We start from the raw sequence: 18,235 nt of genomic DNA, 5'->3' as shown, positions 1-18,235 counted from the left end.
TGCGGCGCCGCCCTCAGTACACGTCGCGCCGGTAGCGCCCCGAAGCTAGCATGGCTTCACGCAGCTCGGCGCCCAGGACCGCTTCGATCACCGCATCCACCGCCGGCGCCATGCCCTGCAGGCTGCCACAGACCAGGATCGTGGCGCCGTCGTCCACCCATGCGCGCAGGCGCGCGGCGTCGGCCTGCAGCCGGTGCTGCACGTAACGGTGGGTGCCGCCATCGCGGCTGAAGACGGCATCCAGCTGTAGACGTCCTTGCTGTTGCAGCGCAAGCAGTTCATCGCGGAAATGGAAGTCATGCGCGGCCGAGCGCTCGCCGAACAGCAGCCAGGTGCGTTGGCCGTCCACCAGGGCGCGCTCGCGCAGGTGCGCGCGCAGGCCGGCGATGCCGGTGCCGTTGCCGATCAGGATCAGCGGCGCTTGGGGCGAAACGCCGTGGAAACCGGGGTTGGACCGCACGCGCAGCGCCTGCTGCTGGCCGGTTTGCAGGTGATCGCAGAGCCAGCCGCTGCCGAGGCCTGGGCTGCCATCGGCACGCCGTTGCCGGCGCACCACCAGCTCCACCGCGCCATCGGCCATCACCGAGGCGATCGAGTATTCCCGGTGCGGCAACGGTTCAAGCTGGGCCACGAGCGTTGCCGCGGGCATCTCCTTGAACGTGCCGGGCGCCGCCTCGGGCAGGTGCGACCGCGCGAGGTGGTCAGACAATGGCCGACCTTCCACCTGCGTGGCATCGCCTTCGCGTCCGTGCGTGCGCAGCCACGTGGCCACCGTGGCCGGTGCATGGCGCGGGCCGATCTCGGCGATGTCGCCGGCCTGCCACGCCGGCTGCGTGCCGGCCGGGGCCTGCAGGCGCAGCCAGAACACCGCGCCGCCCGCACTGCCGGGATTGAGGTGCGTGCGCTCCAGCAGTGTCCACGGCTGGTACGCCGCCGGGCTCCAGTCCGGTACTTCGCTGGCCTCACCGCCGAGCTGGCCAAGCAGCTGTTGCCAGTGGCGCAGGGCAGCGGGATCGGCGTTGTCCACGTCCACCGTGTCGAACAGCGCATGCGCGCCGCGCTGGCGCAGCCACGCATCGAGCTGGTGGCCGAAGGCACAGAAGTGTCCGTAACTGCGGTCACCCAGTGCCAGGACCGCGTACTGCAGTTTTTCCAGCCGGAGCGCGGCTGGCATGACCCGGCGCAGGAAGGGCAGTGCGTGGTCAGGCGCATCGCCTTCGCCGGTGGTACTGGCGATGAACAGGGCGCGCCCGGTCTGCTGCAGCAGCGCGGCGTCGACCTGGTGCAGGCTGCGCACATGCACCGGCACGCCCGCGTTGCGCAGCGCCTCAGCGCTGCGGTTGGCCAGCGTAAGCGCGAAGCCGGTCTGGCTGGCCCACACGACCAGCACCGGTGCCTGTCCGGAATCTCCGGAGCTGTCACCCGCGCGTCCACGCCAGCAGAAGAGCAGGCACAGCGCAGCGTAGGCGAGCACGCTCAGCCCTGCCCAGGCCCAGTGCGTACGCGTAGCCGCAGCGGACCAGCCGGCATCGCCCAGATGCAGGCGCAGCAGCAGGCCCGCGATGACGGCCAGGGACAGCATCGCCAGCGCGTTGCCGAGCAGCGGGCGGGAAGGTCTTCTCATGACAGCAGGGCTTCAAAGGCGGGGCTCATCGTTTCCACCGGGGCCTGGCCTGCGCGTGCGTGCTCGAGATAACGCACGGCCAGCCCCCGCGTGGTGGCCAGCGCCAGGCCGTCCTCGCGGCCGAGCACGGTCAGTGCGGTGGCCCACGCATCAGCGAGCATGGCGGTTGCCGCAACCACGGTCACCGCCGCCGCCGCCCGCTGTACCGGTCGTCCACTGCGCGGATCCAGGCTGTGGCTGAGCGGGCCTTCGTCACCGCCATACTGGTGCCAGCGGTCGCCCGAGGTCGCCACGGCGTTGCCCTCCAGCGCGATCACGCGGGGTGGCGTGGACAGGCGCGCATCTTCTTCCGGCGCCGATTCCACCAGCACCCGCCACGGTTCGCCACCAGGCTTGGTGCCGTAGCCGTGCAGCTCCCCGCCCACCTCCACCAGCGCGGCGGTCACGCCCTGCGCGCGCAGCCAGGCGGCCACATCGTCCACGGCGAACCCTTTGGCGATTGCAGAAAAATCCAGCTCCACGCCGCCGGGCTGCAGCACGCCGCGCGCATCGCAGGCGATGCGCTGCCAACCGCAGCGCTCACGGGTGAGGGCGAGCGTCCGGGGGGCGGGCGGGTGGCGGGGCCCGGCGTGCGCGCCGAAGCCCCACAGCGCCACCAACGGGCCCACCGTGGGATCGAAGGCGCCGCCACTGGCCGCTGCCACCGACAGCGCAGCGTGCAGCACGGTGCGCATCTGGTCGGGAACCGCGATCCATCGGCCTGCCTCGGCGCGGTTGTAGCGGCTGATGTCCGATTGCGGTTCCCACGTGCTCATCTGTGCGACCACCGCGTCCAGCCGGGCCTGGATGCCGGCGTGCAGGGCGTGCAGATCGCGGCTGCGCGCAACGCACAGGCGGACGCTCCACGTAGTGCCCATGGTGGCGCCGCCGAGGCAGGCGGGTTCGAGGGAAGAGGCTGTCATGTCCGTTTCGTGCGTGGCGCCGGTCAGCAGGGTCGATGCGGTTCCTGCATGATGCAGGGACCGCATAGGGTCGTCACGCCGCCAGCGTCGCCGTCACTGCGGCAGCACTTCCAGCGTGGCCACGTAGCTCAGCCGACGCTTGGCCGCCTGCTTGACGGTGGTCTTGCTGTCTTCGCTGCCGGTTTCGAGCCAGTACATGCCGGCGTCCGGCCAGGTCACTTTGATCTCGCCCCTGGCATCGCTGGTGACCTTGATCTCGTCCTGCGCGTTGCGGTAACGCGTGGCGCCACGCACGATCTCGAACGCCAGGCCCGCCTTCGGCTGTCCATCCACCAGGACGCGGAAGGTGGCTTCTTCACCGGCGAACAGATCATTGGGATGTGCGAGGGCGACCAGTTCGATGCCCGTGCCGGTGGGCTTGAGCGCGGTCGCGTTCGGGGCACCGTTGGTGACGAAGGTTTCCACGCGGCCCACCGATTCACTGACCTGCAGGTTGCTGGCGTCCTTCGGCAGTTCTCCCAGCGCGGCGGCGGTGCCGCGCCAGCGCTTGCGCTCGCCGTTGAGTTCGTAGGTCGCCGACAGACCCTTGTTGACCGAGGCGATGCGATAGGTGCCCTGCTGTTTCAGCTCCACATCGAACACGCTGCGGAACTTGCCGGTGGCCCCGTTCTGCGGCTGCACGGCGGTGCCATCCGGTGCGGTGATCACCACCGATTCCAGTCGCAAAGGCACGTGGTTGAAATAGAACAGGTCGTTGGATACCGCACCGTCCACGGTGATCCACGGCGTGTTGCCGGCGATCACCGTCTGCGAGGGCAGCAGCCACGCCTTGTGCGCGAGGGCGGAGAAGGGAAGGGCGGCCGCAAGGGCGGCGGCGAGGACAAGCGTGCGCTTCATGAGGGAATGGACTCCGGAACGGGGACGGGTGCTTCTCAAGGGGCGGCGAGGCGATGGGCGGTACACGCCGCGCCGCCTGTTGTCAGGGTTTGACGGCGAGGGTGACCTTGCCGAGTTCGCTGGTGCCCTGGGCGCTGCCGCTCTGCGCGGCGTTGGCGGGCCAGGTGAAGGGAACCTTCAGCAGTTCGCGGCCGCCCACCTCGCGCACCGCCTCCACGACCAGGGTGTAGGTGCCCGGCGCCAGGCCCTTGAGCGCCGGCTGGCGGCCGTTGAAGCTCAGTGCATGGGTGCCGGCCGGGCGCGTTGGACCGGTCACGCCGTCCACCGGGACCTCCAACGTGCGGCCACTCTTGCGCCACCACTGGCGCAGGTCCGGCAGCCATTTGGTGCCATGGCCTTCGCTGTTGCTGGTCTGCTGGTACCACACCGACAGGTTGGCGGCGACCTTCTGGTCCGCGCCTTCCAGCCACACCGCGACATAGGGGCGGTGATACTCGGAGACGTTGAGCCTGGGCACTTCGACGCTGATATCGAGGGTGGCCGCGTAGGCCGGCGAGGTGGCCAGCAGGCCACTGAGGGCGATGGTGAGGGTGACGCGCATGGGCGGCTCCGGAAGCAGGACGGAAGGAATCAGTGGATCAACAGCAGGGCGATCAACAGCGGAATCAACAGGCCCAGGCCGACCAGCGGCCAGGTCATGCGCCGCTGCCGGGCATGCAGGTGGAGCAGGAACAGGCCGGTGATGCAGAACACCAGGCAGGCCACCGCGAACAGGTCCAGGAACCAGCCCCACGCCGGGCCCGCGTTGCGACCCTTGTGCAGATCATTGAGGTAGGACACCGCGCCGCGCGAGGTGGATTCGTACTCCACCGCGCCGCTGTGGCGGTCAATGCTCAGCCAGGCATCGCCGCCGGGGCGCGGCAGCGACAGATAGATGTCCTCTGCCGACCACTCTGCCGCACGGCCGCCGATGGAGATGCCCAGCGCGTGATCCAGCCAGCCGCGCACGCTGCGTGGCAGCGGTGCGTTGCCGTCCTGGCGTTCACCCAGCTGTTCCCGCACCTGCCGGGGAAGCTCGACCTGCTGGTTGATGACCTGCGGGGTGGCTTCGATCTTCGCGGCATGGTTGAGCGTGATTCCCGTGGCGGCAAACAGCAGCATGCCGATCAGGCACACGGCCGAGCTGATCCAATGCCACTGGTGCAGCGTGCGCAGCCAGAAACCACGGCGCTGTTGCGTCTGCACGGGCGAAGCGTCAGGTCGGCTCACAGGTCTGTTGGGCATTGCAGGCACGAAGGCGGCATTACAACATTGATGAGAATGGTTCGCAATTGAGGGGCCCGGGCGTGGTGGGTCAGAGCGAGACGTTCAGGCTCACCCACACACTGCGGGCCTTGTCCTTGTTGTTGTAGTCGTCCTCGAAAAGCACTTCGTTGGTGCCGTCGGCGTACACGCCATCGCCATCCAGATCGTTGAACAGCGACTGGTAGGTGGTGAAGTCGCGGTCCAGCAGGTTGTTGATGCGCGCATTGACTGTCAGCCACGCACTGGCTTCGTACGAGGCGCCCAGGTGCAGCACGGTGTAATCCTTGTAGTGCAGCTCCTGGCCGGTGATCGTGCTCAGTCCGCGGTAGCGCCTGGAACGCGCCTCGGCGGTCAGGAACACGTTGAAGCGGTCGCTGGCCTGCCAGTTGAACGTGGCATTGGCCATGTGGCGCGCGGCATTGCCGAGCGGATGGCCCTTCTCCGCGCCACTCTTCTGCTCGCTGTCGGTGAAGGTGTAGTTGGCACGCAGGCCGAGCCGTTCGCTGAGGTTCCAGCGGCCGGCGACTTCCGCGCCCTGGATCACCACCTCGTCGATGTTGACCGTGCGGGTGCTGCTGGCATAGCCGAGCTCGGCGTAGTCGCCGCTGCTGCTGCAGCCCACGCGCAGCGCGGGGCCGCAGGGCTGCTGGCTGATCTTGTCGTCGAACCGGTTGTGGAAGATCGTGGCGTTGAACGTGTGGCCCTGCGGGTGCTGCCAGTACACCGCCAGTTCGGTGCTGGTGCTGGTTTCCGGCTGCAGGTCCGGGTTGCCGTACATCGGCGAGGTGCCCTGGCCGCCGAACCCGGTCACCCCGTCGTACAGCTGGGTTGTCTTGGGGGTCTTGAAGCCGGTGCTCACACCGCCCTTGACCGTCCACTGCGGGTTGACGGTGTACACGCCGTACAGGCGCGGGCTCAGGTGGTTGCCGAACACTGCGTGGTCATCGAAGCGCAGGCCGTAGGTGATGGCCAGCGGGGCGGCCACCGTCCAGGTGTCTTCGGCGAACAGCGAGTACAGGTTGTGGTCCTGGGTCTGCCCCGGGTTGCCACTTTCCATGCCGAACACTCCATCGGTGAGTTCGCCGCGGATGATCTGGGTACCGACCACGGCCATGTGCTCGCCAGCGGCCTGGAACGGGATGTCCAGCTTCGCATCGAGGGTGTACTGCGCGCTTTCCAGCGTGCGCTGCGGGCGTGGCAGGAAGGTGGCTTCGGCGATGCGGCGGCGCTCGGCGAGCGGCAGGCCGGCATACGCACCGGTGCCATCGATCATCTGCAGCAGTGTGTTGCGCTCTTCCACCGTGAACGGCAGGGTGCGGCCTTCGTTGTTGGTGGCCACGTGGGCCAGCGATACCAGGCTGTTGCCGAAGCTCCAGTTGCCTTCATGGGTCACTGCCCACGCATCGCGGGTGAACTGCTGGTCGGGGCTGTAGCCCACGCGCGGGTCCGCGCGCCGCGCCCACGTACCGCCGCTGGCGCGGCAGGCATTGGCGTTGGCACCGGCGCCGCCGCGGCAGAAGTTCGCGCTGCGCCAGATGCTGCTGAGGTTGTCGACGGTGCCGACCGGGTACTCCTCCACGCCGGCGTCATTGATCTTGATTGAATTGTCGTAGTCCTGGCGGGAGGTGTCGTAGTCCAGGGTCAGCTGCTGGGCATCGCTGAGGTTCCATTCCAGGCTCACGCCGCCGGCCTTGTTGGTGTTGTCCACGGTCTTCCCGCCGGCACCGAAGCCGAGCGCCCGGTCGTGCGGCCGGCCGGCCGGATCGGTGACCGGTGCGAACACCGGGTTGGAGGCCTTGCGGTCGTACCAGCTGGCCCGTGCGGTGAGGTTGAGCACCCCCGGCACCAGCGGCCCGGTGAGGTACACATCGGCCGTGCTGTCATCGCCGAACTGGTCATCGGTCTCGAACGTGCGGCCCAGCGTGGCCGAGCCCGACCAGCGGTCCAGCGAGCGCTTGGTGATGATGTTGATGACCCCGCCCATGGCGTCGGCCCCGTACAGCGTGGACGCCGGCCCCCGGATGACCTCGATGCGTTCGATCGCATCCAGCGGCGGGATGTGGTTGAACTGGTTGCCGCCGAAATTGTTGGGATAGATGTCGCCGTGGTTGTTCTGGCGGCGCCCGTTGACCAGGATCAGCGTGTAATCCGAGCCCATGCCGCGCATCGAGATGGTGCCCTGGCCGGTTTTGTCGCGGGTTTCGCCTACGTCCACGCCTTCCAGGTCGCGCACGGCATCGAGCAGGGTCATGTAGGGGCGCGTGGTCAGTTCCTGTTGGGTGATGACCGAGATGCTGGCCGGCGCGGCGGTGATCTTCTGTTCGAAACCCGAGGCGGTGACCACCACCTGGTCCAGCGTTTTCGGGGCAGCGGCCAGTTCGGCCCGGACCGGCGAGGCCACCAGCGCGCTCAGCAGCGCGCTGGACAACAAGGTGTGGGGGAAGGACCGGCGGAAAGCAGGCGAACGGAAGCGATGGCGCTGGGCCATGGTGGCGACCTCGGAAAAAGTGCAGAGCGCGGCACCCTGCACGGAGCGGGTACCTGCGGAGCGCCCGGAGCGGGCAGCGGTGATGGGTAGGGCGGACGGGGCGGTACGCCGCAATGGCGTACGCGCGCGCTGATCAGGCCTGCGGGGGCGCCTGTCCGCGCTGCTGGCGGCGACCCGGCGCATCGCGTGTCGGTGGCGCGGACTGCACGGTGGGCCAATCGTTGGCCTTCAACACACGGCGTGCGGCGGGCAGCATGAGCGCAGTCCAGCACGGCGCGGCCGCCAGCAGGGCGGCCGGCTGCCTGGCATCAGGGCGGCTGGGAACCTGCAGCGCGGTCCGGCGCAGCTTCACCGGTGCCGGCTCGTGCAGCGGCAGCTCGCCGCCGCGGTCTTCGCTCTGGCGGTGCTGCAGGGTCACCTCGCCCTCGGCTGCACTTGTCGCGGTGACCCGTGGCAGCGCGACGAGCGTCATAGCCGCCAGGACAACCCACAGCAGCAGGCCCGACAGCGCAGGCTGCCGACCGCGCATGGCGGCGCCGAAGTGGAGGTGGCGGTGCGGATGACGCAAGGAAGGCCCCCGGAAGGTGGACATCCGCGGTGGGCGGATGTGCATGGGGCGTGATTGTAGTGAGATACGTTCGCAGTTGCAAATGATAATGATTTGCAAGAATCGCGCATCGCTTACCAAGGGCCTTCAATCGCGGTCGTCGCGCACCCAGACGGCATCGTGTTCACGCTTGACCGGAAACTTCGGAGCCGGGCTGTACGCCGGTGCGCACAGTGCGCGCCCATCGCGCACATCGAAGCGTGCGCCATGCAGGACGCACTCGATGCTGCCTTCGGTCACGTTGAACTCGCCTGCGGACAGCTCGAATTCCTCGTGCGTGCACTGGTCCTCCAGCGCATGCAGATCGCCGTCCAGGTTGAAAACGACGATGGGCGTGCCCGTAACCTCATCGAACACGGTCTTCATCTCACCGGGCAGCAACTCCGCGCTGGCGCACACGAAGGTCCAGGCCGCGCTCACAGCGGCTTCTCCAGGATCTCGAACTGCAGATCGTCGCGCTTGGGGATGCCGAAGCGCTTATCGCCGTAAGGAAACGGCTTCTTGATGCCGGTGCGCATGTAGCCGCGGCGCTCATAGAAGGCGATGAGTTCCTCGCGGACGTCGATGACGGTCATCAGCATGCGCGGCACGCCCCACGCGCGTACGGCGTGGGCCTCGGCCTCAGCGATCATCTGCTTTCCCAGGCCACTGCCCTGTTCGCAGGGGCGCACGGCGAACATGCCGAAGTAGCCGTGCCCGCCGCCGTCGGAGACATGCGCGCAGGCCAGCAGTTCACCGCCGCGCTCGGCGAGCAGGATCTGCGAACGCGGCGTGTCGAGCGCCGTCTGCAGGCTGTCCGCATCGATACGGGCGCCGTCGAGCAGGTCCGCTTCGGTGGTCCAGCCCGCACGGCTGGCATCGCCACGGTAGGCCGAGGTGACCAGGTCGATGAGGGCGGGAATGTCGGCCGCCGTCGCGGTCCGGTAGGTCAGTGTGCTCATGGCGCCCATTGTAGGCGCAGCCCAGGGTCCGGAACGACCCGGCGGCAGGGGCGGGCCGGGACGCCGGGACCTCAGCCGAGCAGTACGCGGACCTTGCGCAGGGCTGTCACGAAGCGTTCGATCTCATCATGCGTGTTGTAGAACGCCAGCGACGCACGGCACGTGGCGGCCACGCCGTAGTACTGCAGCAGCGGGTGCGCGCAGTGCTGGCCGGAGCGGATCGCCACGCCTTCCAGATCGAGCAGGGTCGCCAGATCGTGGGCATGCGCGCCCTCGATCAGGAAGGACACCACCGCCGCCTTGTCCGGCGTGGTGCCGAAGATGCGCAGCCCCTCCACCTTCTGCAGCTCTTCGGTGAAGTGGGCCAGCAGCTCCGCTTCGCGCGCCTCGACGTGGGCCAGGCCCAGCGTGTCCAGGTAGTCCACGGCGGCCCCCAGGCCGATGAAACCGGCGATGTTCGGCGTGCCGGCTTCGAACTTGTGCGGCGCCTCGTTGAACACCGTGCCTTCGAAGCTGACCTCGCGGATCATCTCCCCGCCGCCCAGGAACGGCGGCATGGCATCAAGGTGCTCGCGGCGTGCCCACAGTGCGCCGGTACCGGTCGGCCCGCACATCTTGTGGCCGGTGATGGCGTAGAAATCGCAGCCGATGGCGGCCACGTCGACCTTGCGGTGCGGCACCGCCTGCGAGCCGTCGACCACCGTGACGATGCCGCGCCGGCGGGCTTCGCGGCAGATCTCGCGCACCGGGTTGACCGTGCCCAGCACATTGGAGACGTGGGTGATCGCCAGCAGCTTGACCTCGGGCGTCATCGCCCGGCGCAGCGCGTCCATGTCGATCGCCCCGTCCGGGGTGATCTCGGCCACGCGCACGCTGGCGCCGGTACGCTCGGCCACCAGCTGCCACGGCACGATGTTGGCATGGTGCTCCATGCGCGAGACGAGGATGACATCGCCGGGCTGCAGGCGCGGCAGCGCCCAGGAATAGGCCACCAGGTTCAGGGCGAAGGTGGTGCCGCTGCACAGCACCAGCTCGCTGGCGCGCACGTTGAGGAAGCGTGCCAGCTTGCTGCGCGCGCCCTCGTAGGCGTCGGTCGCCTCGGTGCCGAGGGCGTGCACCGCACGGCTGACATTGGCGTTGTAGCGGCGATAGAACTCGTCCAGCACGCCGATGACCTGCATCGGCTTCTGCCCGGTGTTGGCGTTGTCGAAATACACCAGCGGCTTGCCGTGGACCTCGCGCATCAGCAGCGGGAAATCCAGCCGCACCCTGTCCCAGTCCGGTGCCTGGGCCTGGCCGGGGGCGCCCGGTTGCGTGGACAGGTTCATGCGACGCCTGCCTCGACCAGGGCACGGTCAAGCTGTGCACCCAGCTGCTCGCGCAGCGCGTCGGGCAGCACCCGCAGCGGCTCATGGCAGAACGCGGCGCTGAGCAGGGCCTGGGCCTGCGGCTCGGGCAGGCCACGCGAGCGCAGGTAGAACAGCGCGTTGGCATCGAGCTGGCCGACCGTGGCGCCGTGGGCGGCCTTGACCTCTTCGGCGTCGATCACCAGCGTGGGCTGGGTATCGATCTCGGCATCGGCAGACAGCAGCAGGTTCTTGTTGGACAGGTTGGCGTCGGTGCCATCGGCCCCTTCGCGGATATGGATGCCGCCATGGAACACCACGCGGCTGCGGTTGCCGGCCACGCCGCGCCACAGCAGTCCGGCGCTGGTGTCGCGGGCGATGTGCTCGATGCCCAGGCGGGTATCCACGTGGCGGCGTCCACTGCCCAGCAGCACGCCGTTGGCGGTGAGGTGGGCGTTGTCACCCTCCAGCCGCACGTTGAGCTCGTGGCGGGCCAGCGCGGCACCCAGTTCGAGGTCCACGCGGTGGTACTGCGCATCGCGCGCAAGCACCGCATCGGTGCGCAGGAAGCTGGTCTGGCGTGCGCTGCCGGCCTGCACGCGCGCATGGGAGAAACGGGCGTCACGGGCGATGTGGACGTGCATCACGCTGTTGTCCAGGTGTGCCGCATCACCGACCTGCAGGTGATGCTCGACGATGCCCAGCTGGGCGCCGGCGCGCAGCTCCACCCAGTGACGGTGGTGCCAGGCCAGGTCGGTGCCGGTGGCCGCGCTGGCGAACACCAGCTGCAGCGGCAGGGCCACCTGCACGCCTTCCTCGACACGCAGCACCACGCCTTCATCGGCGAGGGCGGTGTTGAGGCGCGCGAACACGTCCTCGGGCCGTTCATAGCGGCGGCCGAGCAGGCGCGCGCTGTCCTCGCCAGCCGCCACGGCCTGCGAGAAGCTCTGCAGCTGCACGCCGGCAGGCAGGCCGGTGAGGTCGCTCAGGCCGGCATGCAGGCGCCCATTGACGAACACCAGGCGCGGCGCGGGAATGCCCTCCACGAAGGTCGCATCCACCACCGGGGCCTCCAGTGGCGCCGGTGCGAAGGTGCGTCGATCGAGCTGGCGCAGCGATGTGTATTTCCAGGCCTCGCTGCGGGCACCGGGCAGGCCGTCCTGCAGCACGCCCTCGAGCACCTCGCGGCGTGCGTCGGCGCCATCGAAGGCGGTGGCAAGTGAATCCAGCAGGGCGCTCATCAGACCGCCGCCTCCGGCACCACACGGTCCTTGAGGAAATCGTAGCCGTGCTTTTCCAGCTGCAGGGCCAGCTCCGGACCACCGGACTGCACGATGCGCCCTTCGGCCAGCACGTGCACCACGTCCGGCCTGATGTAATCGAGCAGGCGCTGGTAATGGGTGATCACGATGAACGACCGTTCCGGGCTGCGCAGCGCGTTGACGCCGTCGGCGACGCTCTTCAGCGCATCGATGTCCAGGCCGGAATCGGTCTCGTCGAGGATGGCCAGCTTCGGTTCGAGCACCGCCAGCTGGAAGATCTCGTTGCGCTTCTTTTCACCGCCCGAGAAACCTTCGTTGACCCCGCGGTGCAGCAGTTCATCCTTCAGGTGCAGCACGGCCAGCTTCTGCCGCACCAGTTTCAGGAACTGCATCGAATCGAGCTCGGCTTCGCCACGGGCGCGCCGCTGCGCATTGAGCGCGGCACGCAGGAAATAGGTGTTGTTGACGCCGGGAATCTCGACCGGGTACTGGAAGGCCAGGAACAGGCCCGCCGCCGCACGCGCTTCGGGTGCGAGGTCCAGCAGGTCGGCGCCTTCGAACTGCACGCTGCCTTCGCTCACGTCATAGCCTTCGCGGCCGGAGAGCACATGGCCCAGCGTGGATTTGCCCGCGCCATTGGGGCCCATGATGGCGTGCACCTGGCCGGGCTTCACGTCCAGCGAGAGACCCTTGAGGATCTCCTTGTCACCGATGCGGGCGTGGAGGTTGTCGATCTTCAGCATGGCGGTTTTCGTCTTCTCGGATAGGGGGCTGGCGGCAGCGCGACTCAGAGGTCGTATTCGCTGCGCTCAAGGAACTGGTTGCGCAGGAAGGCCGTGCGCGTGGCGGTCAGCGCGGCCTTGGCTTCGGAATGGAGCATGGGGTACATGGAGCCGTAGAGCAGGCGCGGATCTTCGTCTTCGCCGACCGGATACCGGGCCTCCAGATCGGCGTCGCGCAGCTGCACCCACAGCCGCTGCGCTGCCTTGATACGGGCCAGCGCCACGGGGGCGTCGGCGTGGCGGGCAAGCACCTGCCGGTAGACCGCGTTGAGTTCGGCATCGGCCTTGCTGAAGGCCTGGCCGGCGCAGGCGTTGAGCTCCAGCTGCGTACCGGCGGGATTGCAGGCCGGCGCATCGTCGGCGTGCGCGCTGGACGCACCCCCGAGCAGCAGCGCGCAGGTGAGCGGGAAGGATGACAGGCGCATCATCCGACCGAACCCTCCAGGCTCACTTCCAGCAGCTTCTTGGCTTCCACCGCGAACTCCATCGGCAGCTCGCGGAAGACCTGCTTGCAGAACCCGTCCACGATCAGCGAAACCGCATCTTCCTGGCTGATGCCACGTGCCCGGCAGTAGAACAGCTGGTCATCGGAGATCTTGGAGGTGGTCGCTTCATGCTCCACCGTCGCACCGGGATTCTTGACCTCGATGTACGGGAAGGTGTGTGCGCCGCACTTCTTGCCGATCAGCAGCGAATCGCACTGGGTGTAGTTGCGCGCACCGTCTGCGCCGCGTTCCACCTTGACCAGTCCGCGGTAGGTGTTCTGGCCGCGGCCGGCGCTGATGCCCTTGCTGATGATCTTGCTCTTGGTGCGCTTGCCGACGTGGATCATCTTGGTGCCGGTGTCGGCCTGCTGGCAGTGGTGGGTCAGGGCGACGGAGTGGAATTCCCCGACCGAATCGTCACCGAGCAGCACGCACGAAGGGTACTTCCAGGTGATCGCCGAGCCGGTCTCCACCTGGGTCCAGGTGACCTTGCTGCGGTCACCGCGGCACTCGGCCCGCTTGGTCACGAAGTTGTAGATGCCCCCGACGCCGTTCTCATCGCCGGGATACCAGTTCTGCACCGTGGAATACTTGATTTCCGCATCGTCCAGCGTGACCAGCTCCACCACGGCGGCATGCAGCTGGTTCTCGTCGCGCATGGGCGCGGTGCAGCCTTCCAAGTAGGAGACGTACGCCTTCTCCTCGCAGATGATCAGCGTGCGCTCGAACTGGCCGGTATGGCCGGCGTTGATGCGGAAATAGGTGCTCAGTTCCATCGGGCAGCGCACCCCCTTGGGGATGAACACGAAGCTGCCGTCGGAGAACACGGCCGAGTTCAGTGCGGCGAAATAGTTGTCGCCCACCGGCACCACGCTGCCCAGGTACTGCCTGACCAGCGCCGGATGTTCCTTGATCGCCTCTGACATGGAGCAGAAGATCACGCCCTTCTCGGCCAGCTCCTTGCGGAAGGTGGTGCCCACGGAGACCGAATCGAACACCGCATCCACGGCGACGCCCGCCAACCGCGCGCGCTCATGCAGCGGCACGCCCAGCTTGTCGTAGGTATCGAGCAGTTCCTTCGGCACATCGTCCAGCGAGGCGTACTTCGGGCCCTTGGGCGCGGAGTAGTAGCTGAGTGCCTGCAGGTCGATCGGGGCGATGCGCAGCTTCGCCCAGTCCGGCATCGGCATGGTGAGGAAATGGCGGTAGGCCTCCAGCCGCCACTGCGTCATCCATTCCGGCTCGTCCTTCTTGGCGGACAGGGCGCGGATGACGTCCTCGTCCAGGCCGGGCGGCAGGGAGTCCGATTCGATGTCCGTGATGAAGCCGGCCGAATACTTGCGGCCGAGCTGTTCATGGATCTCGCGGTTGGGGGTATCGCTGTCAGCGACGGATTCGATGATTTCGGTGGCCATGGGGCTGCCTGTGGATCAGGAGACAACCGCAGCGGCGATGGTGCGGCGCGGGTTGTCATCGACAAGGGGAGGAGGGGGGAGAATCTGGGCGAGGGTGACGTTGCGCAGGGCCTCGGACACCACGTCGTTGATCAACCGCCAGCTGCTGCGCGCGCCACACTTGGGCGCCATGCCGCACTGATGGTTGTCGTGGCTGCATTCGGTCAGCGCGAGTGGACCTTCCATGGCCTCGACCACCTCGCACAGCGAAACCTCCGCCGGTGCGCGGGTAAGGCGGTAGCCGCCGCGCACGCCGCGCAGGCCTTCCACCAGCCCGGCCTGCGCCAGCGGCTTGAGCACCTTGCTGACGGTGGGGGGCTCCAGGCCGGTGAACTCGGCCAGCTCGGTCGCACTCATGACCTCGCCGGGGTGGGCAGCGAGCACGGTCAGCACGACGGTGGCGTAATCAGTGAGCTTGGTGACGCGAAGCATGGGCGGATGCAGCAACGGTAGCAAAGCGGACCAAAATTGTACGCTTTTATCATTCCCGAGCCAAGTCGCGCGTTGTCGCACGGCCAGATGGCCGCGGCCCGCCATGCTGCGGCCATGCGGGCATTTTGGCAATCACGAAGATTAAGGGAGAATCAACGCCCAACCCACCAACTGCCGCCCGCACCCATGCCGAAGAAGATCAAAGCCCGCAAATCCGCCATCCATGGCAATGGTGTGTTTGCCGTCGAGCCGCTGAAGAAGGGCGAGCGGATCATCCGTTACCGCGGCCTGCTGCGCACGCACGCCGAGGTGGACGCCGATGACAGCGGCGACGTGGAAAGCGGGCACACCTTCCTGTTCACCCTCAACGATGAGTACGTGCTCGATGCCAATTACAACGGCAACGATGCGCGCTGGATGAACCACAGCTGCTCGCCCAACTGCGAGGCGGTGATCGAGGAGAGTGCCGACGATGACCGGCGCGAAGACAAGGTATTCATCGAAGCGATCCGCAACATCAAGCCGGGCGAGGAGCTGGTCTACAACTACGGCATCACCTTGGCCGAGCGTCACACGCCACGGCTGAAGAAGATCTGGGAGTGCCGTTGCGGCTCGAAGAACTGCACCGGCACGATGCTGCAGCCCAAGCGCTGAGGCACCCCCGCCGTGCCGCCCGCGGGGGCCGGCACGGCCGTCCGGTGCGGGCCGGTCAGCGGCCGAGCAGCCCGGCCGGCACCACTGCGCCCAGATCCTGGTTGAAGGTCACCACCAGCCGCCCGTCCTTGACCTGCGCGGACTGCACCTGCAGCGCGCCGAGCAGGCCGGCCACCGAGGGGTCGATGCGGTAGATCGGCTCACGTCGCGCGTAATCGGTCAGGAAGGCATTGAGCAGGCCGCGCGTGCGCGCGTCCAGCGTCGCGCCCTGCTGGGCGGGCACGAAATCCTCCACGTTCGGCTGCTGCAGGTGGAATCCCTGGGTCTGCGCGTCATAGCGCAGCCCGCTGCTGAGCTTGACCGTGCCGAGCCGGGTCGGCTGTCCACCGGCCGTCGCCAGGGCGACGTCCATGCCGAGGTTGAGGCGTTCGCCTGCAGGCAGCGACAGCTGCGGCCGGCTCATGGTGAGCGCGATGAGCCCACCGAGCGCGTCCTGCGTGCGCGGGAAGCTGCCTTCCAGGTACTGCTGCACGTCCCCCGCACCGACGGAGATCTGCTTGCCGTTGATCGACGGTGCGGCCTGTGCGCCGACGGCGGCAGCCACGAGGACGGCCGACACGGCCAGGCGGGTGAAAAGCGGGCGCAGGGACATGGGCAAGGTCCGTCGGGAAGAAGGTGGCAACGAAGATAGCCGGAGGCACTGAACGCCACGTGCACGGCGGTGGTGGCAGGCGCGGCCTGCCGCGTGCCAGGCGGGCTCAGTCAAGCACCGGCTGCACGCTCGCAGCGTGCAGTTTCCATTGCTGCCGCGCCGGGTCAGGGACCAGGCGGTACCAGCCGCTGTAGCGCAGGTGACCGGCATCGGTGACCACCCGGACCGTCACCGGCACCTCGATCAGCGTGGCGGGCTCGCCTCCATCGCGGGCCACGGGCCGGCCGGTGGCCACGCGCAGGTTACGCACATCGCGCAGCGCACGCAGCGCGCCATCGCCGGCCGCTGTCGGCGCGGGGGCATGCAGCCAGTAGGCGTCGGACGCGCGACGATCATCGTGCAGCAGCGAGATGACATAGCCGCGCACCACCTCGGAAGGGCGCATCGCGCCGGCGGCCACGGCCCCGACGGAAGGGTCCGGAGCGGGCGCCTCTGCGCGGCGCTCCGGCGTGTCCGCGCTGACCGGCGTGCTGCGCCCGACGCGCGGCGCCTGCTGACCGGCAGCGGCGGCATCGGGGGGGTCAGGCTGGCAGGAGCAGCCTGCCAGCAGCAGCGGAAGCAGCATCAGGGGACCGCGCATCGGGGACGCTCCTGCGGACGATGGCGCAGTGTAGCTCTCGCCTGCTCAGCGTGGACGATGGAGCGCATCGAGCGCTTCGAACGCGGCCTGCAGCGCCTGTGCGTGTGCACTCACCGGGTGGCCGGGATCGTCGTGGTGACGCGCCACCACATCGCGCAGGATCTCACCGGCGATCAGTACCGCGGCCCGCTCGTCGCCGCTGAAACCGGCCAGCCGCGGCGCATTTTCCAGCAGGCGCATCCAGTCCTGGCGGGCACGATGCTCCACTTCGATGGTGCAGCGCCCGCTGCAGTGCATCCCGTCCTTTTCGATGGGCGTTACGGTCAGTCGGTAGCGGGTGGACGGGGAGGCCATGGCGGAAGCTCGTGGTCGAAGGAGCATCCACCATAGGGGCGCGGCGGTGGCGCGACGACCGCACGCGCATGCATGCAGCGTTCCATCCGGGACACCGGCCGCCAGGGTGTTGCCGATGCAGGCCTGCACAGGGCGCGCAGGCGGTCCGCCCACTGCCCGGACACAGTGTTCTGTCGTCGGCGGCTGGAAAACGAAAGGGACGGCGTGGCCGTCCCTTTCGTTCGATTCGTGCGTCGGGCGGGCTGGATTACAGCGCAGCGTCCTTGAGCTTCTTGAGCGGACGCACCTTGAGCTTGATGGTCGCCGGCTTGGCAGCGAACCACTGCTCTTCCTTGGTGAACGGGTTGATGCCCTTGCGCTTGGGCTTGGCGGCGACGCTGACGGTGGAGATCTTCAGCAGGCCCGGCAGGGTGAAGCTGCCAGCGCCCTTCTTGTGCACGGACGAGTGGACGGCGCTTTCCAGCGAAGCCAGCACGGCGCGCACGTCCTTGGCGACAACGCCGGAGGTTTCAGCGATGTGTGCAACCAGGCCGGACTTGGTCAGCACTTCCTTGAGCGGCTTCGGCGCGGCCGGCTTGGCGGCGGCCTTGGTAGCGACTTTCTTGGCAGCCTTCTTCGGGGCGGCCTTCTTAGCGGTCTTTGCCATGATTTCCTGATTCCGTGAACGGTTGGTTGTGGTGGACGCGCCGAACCCGTCGGCAAACGCAATGTAGGGCAACTGGCGGGCGCCGCCAATAGGCAGAGCGTGGAAATCGCGGGATTTCATGCGGTCCCGGCGCCGGCCGGGGACCTGGCGGCGTCCCTGTGCTGTCCCACGCGTGTCGCGGGACCGACGCCGCACTAACGCGCGGCAGGCTAGCGTGGGGTTCCATTCAAGCCGATACAGGAGCTCCACCATGGGAATTTCGCGACACGCCAACGCGCATTGGGAAGGTGATCTGAAGTCCGGCAAGGGCCAGCTGAGCACGCCGCAGAGTGGCCTGCTGGACAACACCCGCTATGCCTTCAGCAGCCGCTTCGGTGACGAGAAGGGCACCAATCCGGAAGAACTGATCGCCGCCGCGCACGCTGGCTGCTTCACGATGGCGCTCTCGGCGAAGCTCGCCGAAGCCGGCTTCACCGCGACCTCGCTGGATACCCAGGCCCAGGTCGATCTGTCGATGGACGGTGGCCCGGCCTTCTCGCAGATCACCTTGAAGCTGAAGGCGGTGGTGCCGGGGATCGATGAGGCCCGCTTCCGTGCGATCGCCGACGATGCCAAGCAGAACTGCCCGGTGTCAAAGGCGCTGAGCGCAGTGCCGACCACGCTGGAAGCCGAGCTGGCCTGAGCGCAGCGGTCCGCCTGACCGG

General features: G+C 68.0%; 21 protein-coding genes. 2 read left to right on the top strand and 19 right to left on the bottom strand.

The window, feature by feature from the left end:
- Nucleotides 1-13: 13 nt before the first annotated feature.
- From FHY09_RS05905 to FHY09_RS05835, 15 genes are all read right to left on the bottom strand, one after another.
- A complete protein-coding gene (locus FHY09_RS05905; RefSeq protein ID WP_166925098.1) occupies nt 14-1,624 on the bottom strand; it encodes a sulfite reductase subunit alpha in 1,611 nt (536 codons plus the stop codon).
- The gene (locus FHY09_RS05900) at nt 1,621-2,586 is read right to left on the bottom strand and encodes an FAD:protein FMN transferase (protein WP_166925096.1); all 966 of its coding nucleotides are present in this window, start codon (nt 2,584-2,586) and stop codon (nt 1,621-1,623) included. The genes FHY09_RS05905 and FHY09_RS05900 overlap by 4 nt, the downstream gene beginning before the upstream one ends.
- A 93-nt stretch (nt 2,587-2,679) precedes the next feature.
- Nucleotides 2,680-3,483, bottom strand: a complete 804-nt coding sequence (locus FHY09_RS05895) for a DUF4198 domain-containing protein (protein WP_166925094.1) — start codon at nt 3,481-3,483, stop codon at nt 2,680-2,682.
- Nucleotides 3,484-3,565: 82 nt separating this feature from the next.
- Nucleotides 3,566-4,084, bottom strand: a complete 519-nt coding sequence (locus FHY09_RS05890) for a DUF2271 domain-containing protein (protein ID WP_166925092.1) — start codon at nt 4,082-4,084, stop codon at nt 3,566-3,568.
- Nucleotides 4,085-4,113: 29 nt separating this feature from the next.
- Nucleotides 4,114-4,752 (bottom strand): PepSY-associated TM helix domain-containing protein, encoded by a 639-nt coding sequence (locus FHY09_RS05885; protein WP_456362717.1) that lies wholly within the window; start codon nt 4,750-4,752, stop codon nt 4,114-4,116.
- A gap of 85 nt (nt 4,753-4,837) precedes the next feature.
- Nucleotides 4,838-7,276 (bottom strand): TonB-dependent receptor domain-containing protein, encoded by a 2,439-nt coding sequence (locus tag FHY09_RS05880; protein ID WP_166925088.1) that lies wholly within the window; start codon nt 7,274-7,276, stop codon nt 4,838-4,840.
- A gap of 133 nt (nt 7,277-7,409) precedes the next feature.
- A complete protein-coding gene (locus FHY09_RS05875) occupies nt 7,410-7,805 on the bottom strand; it encodes a hypothetical protein (protein WP_166925086.1) in 396 nt (131 codons plus the stop codon).
- Nucleotides 7,806-7,970: 165 nt separating this feature from the next.
- The gene (locus tag FHY09_RS05870; RefSeq protein ID WP_166925084.1) at nt 7,971-8,303 is read right to left on the bottom strand and encodes a non-heme iron oxygenase ferredoxin subunit; all 333 of its coding nucleotides are present in this window, start codon (nt 8,301-8,303) and stop codon (nt 7,971-7,973) included.
- Nucleotides 8,300-8,824 (bottom strand): GNAT family N-acetyltransferase, encoded by a 525-nt coding sequence (locus FHY09_RS05865; protein WP_166925082.1) that lies wholly within the window; start codon nt 8,822-8,824, stop codon nt 8,300-8,302. The genes FHY09_RS05870 and FHY09_RS05865 overlap by 4 nt, the downstream gene beginning before the upstream one ends.
- Before the next feature lie 71 nt (nt 8,825-8,895).
- Nucleotides 8,896-10,152 carry a cysteine desulfurase gene (locus FHY09_RS05860; RefSeq protein ID WP_166925080.1) on the bottom strand — a complete coding sequence of 419 codons (1,257 nt, stop codon included), beginning with the start codon at nt 10,150-10,152 and terminating at the stop codon, nt 8,896-8,898.
- The gene (gene sufD / locus FHY09_RS05855; protein ID WP_166925078.1) at nt 10,149-11,411 is read right to left on the bottom strand and encodes a Fe-S cluster assembly protein SufD; all 1,263 of its coding nucleotides are present in this window, start codon (nt 11,409-11,411) and stop codon (nt 10,149-10,151) included. Before sufD ends, FHY09_RS05860 begins: the two co-directional genes overlap by 4 nt.
- Nucleotides 11,411-12,175 (bottom strand): Fe-S cluster assembly ATPase SufC, encoded by a 765-nt coding sequence (sufC, locus tag FHY09_RS05850; protein ID WP_166925076.1) that lies wholly within the window; start codon nt 12,173-12,175, stop codon nt 11,411-11,413. The genes sufD and sufC overlap by 1 nt, the downstream gene beginning before the upstream one ends.
- A 44-nt stretch (nt 12,176-12,219) precedes the next feature.
- Nucleotides 12,220-12,639: a lysozyme inhibitor LprI family protein gene (locus FHY09_RS05845; RefSeq protein WP_166925074.1), complete on the bottom strand. Its 420-nt coding sequence runs from the start codon at nt 12,637-12,639 to the stop codon at nt 12,220-12,222.
- Nucleotides 12,639-14,114, bottom strand: coding sequence for a Fe-S cluster assembly protein SufB (gene sufB, locus FHY09_RS05840; RefSeq protein WP_166925073.1), 1,476 nt, complete (start codon nt 14,112-14,114; stop codon nt 12,639-12,641). Before sufB ends, FHY09_RS05845 begins: the two co-directional genes overlap by 1 nt.
- Before the next feature lie 15 nt (nt 14,115-14,129).
- Nucleotides 14,130-14,585, bottom strand: coding sequence for an SUF system Fe-S cluster assembly regulator (locus FHY09_RS05835; protein ID WP_166925072.1), 456 nt, complete (start codon nt 14,583-14,585; stop codon nt 14,130-14,132).
- A gap of 186 nt (nt 14,586-14,771) precedes the next feature.
- Here FHY09_RS05835 and FHY09_RS05830 point away from each other — a divergent pair, with 186 nt between their 5' ends.
- Nucleotides 14,772-15,239 carry an SET domain-containing protein-lysine N-methyltransferase gene (locus FHY09_RS05830; RefSeq protein ID WP_166925071.1) on the top strand — a complete coding sequence of 156 codons (468 nt, stop codon included), beginning with the start codon at nt 14,772-14,774 and terminating at the stop codon, nt 15,237-15,239.
- Nucleotides 15,240-15,294: 55 nt separating this feature from the next.
- On the opposite strand, the gene FHY09_RS05825 is transcribed toward FHY09_RS05830, so the two are convergent.
- The 4 genes from FHY09_RS05825 to FHY09_RS05810 form a co-directional block, all read right to left on the bottom strand.
- The gene (locus tag FHY09_RS05825) at nt 15,295-15,891 is read right to left on the bottom strand and encodes a DUF1439 domain-containing protein (RefSeq protein WP_166925070.1); all 597 of its coding nucleotides are present in this window, start codon (nt 15,889-15,891) and stop codon (nt 15,295-15,297) included.
- A 106-nt stretch (nt 15,892-15,997) separates the two neighbouring features.
- Nucleotides 15,998-16,531 (bottom strand): hypothetical protein, encoded by a 534-nt coding sequence (locus tag FHY09_RS05820; RefSeq protein ID WP_166925069.1) that lies wholly within the window; start codon nt 16,529-16,531, stop codon nt 15,998-16,000.
- Between the two features lie 45 nt (nt 16,532-16,576).
- Nucleotides 16,577-16,885 carry a DUF3861 family protein gene (locus FHY09_RS05815; protein ID WP_166925068.1) on the bottom strand — a complete coding sequence of 103 codons (309 nt, stop codon included), beginning with the start codon at nt 16,883-16,885 and terminating at the stop codon, nt 16,577-16,579.
- A 247-nt stretch (nt 16,886-17,132) separates the two neighbouring features.
- A complete protein-coding gene (locus FHY09_RS05810) occupies nt 17,133-17,531 on the bottom strand; it encodes an HU family DNA-binding protein (RefSeq protein ID WP_166925067.1) in 399 nt (132 codons plus the stop codon).
- A gap of 250 nt (nt 17,532-17,781) precedes the next feature.
- On the opposite strand from FHY09_RS05810, the gene FHY09_RS05805 reads away from it, so the two are divergent.
- A complete protein-coding gene (locus FHY09_RS05805; protein ID WP_166925065.1) occupies nt 17,782-18,213 on the top strand; it encodes an OsmC family protein in 432 nt (143 codons plus the stop codon).
- Nucleotides 18,214-18,235 lie beyond the last annotated feature (22 nt).

Source organism: Xanthomonas sp. 60, assembly GCF_011761925.1.
Note: the sequence above shows the minus strand (reverse complement) of the source record. Positions and strands in the feature narration are given on the sequence as shown.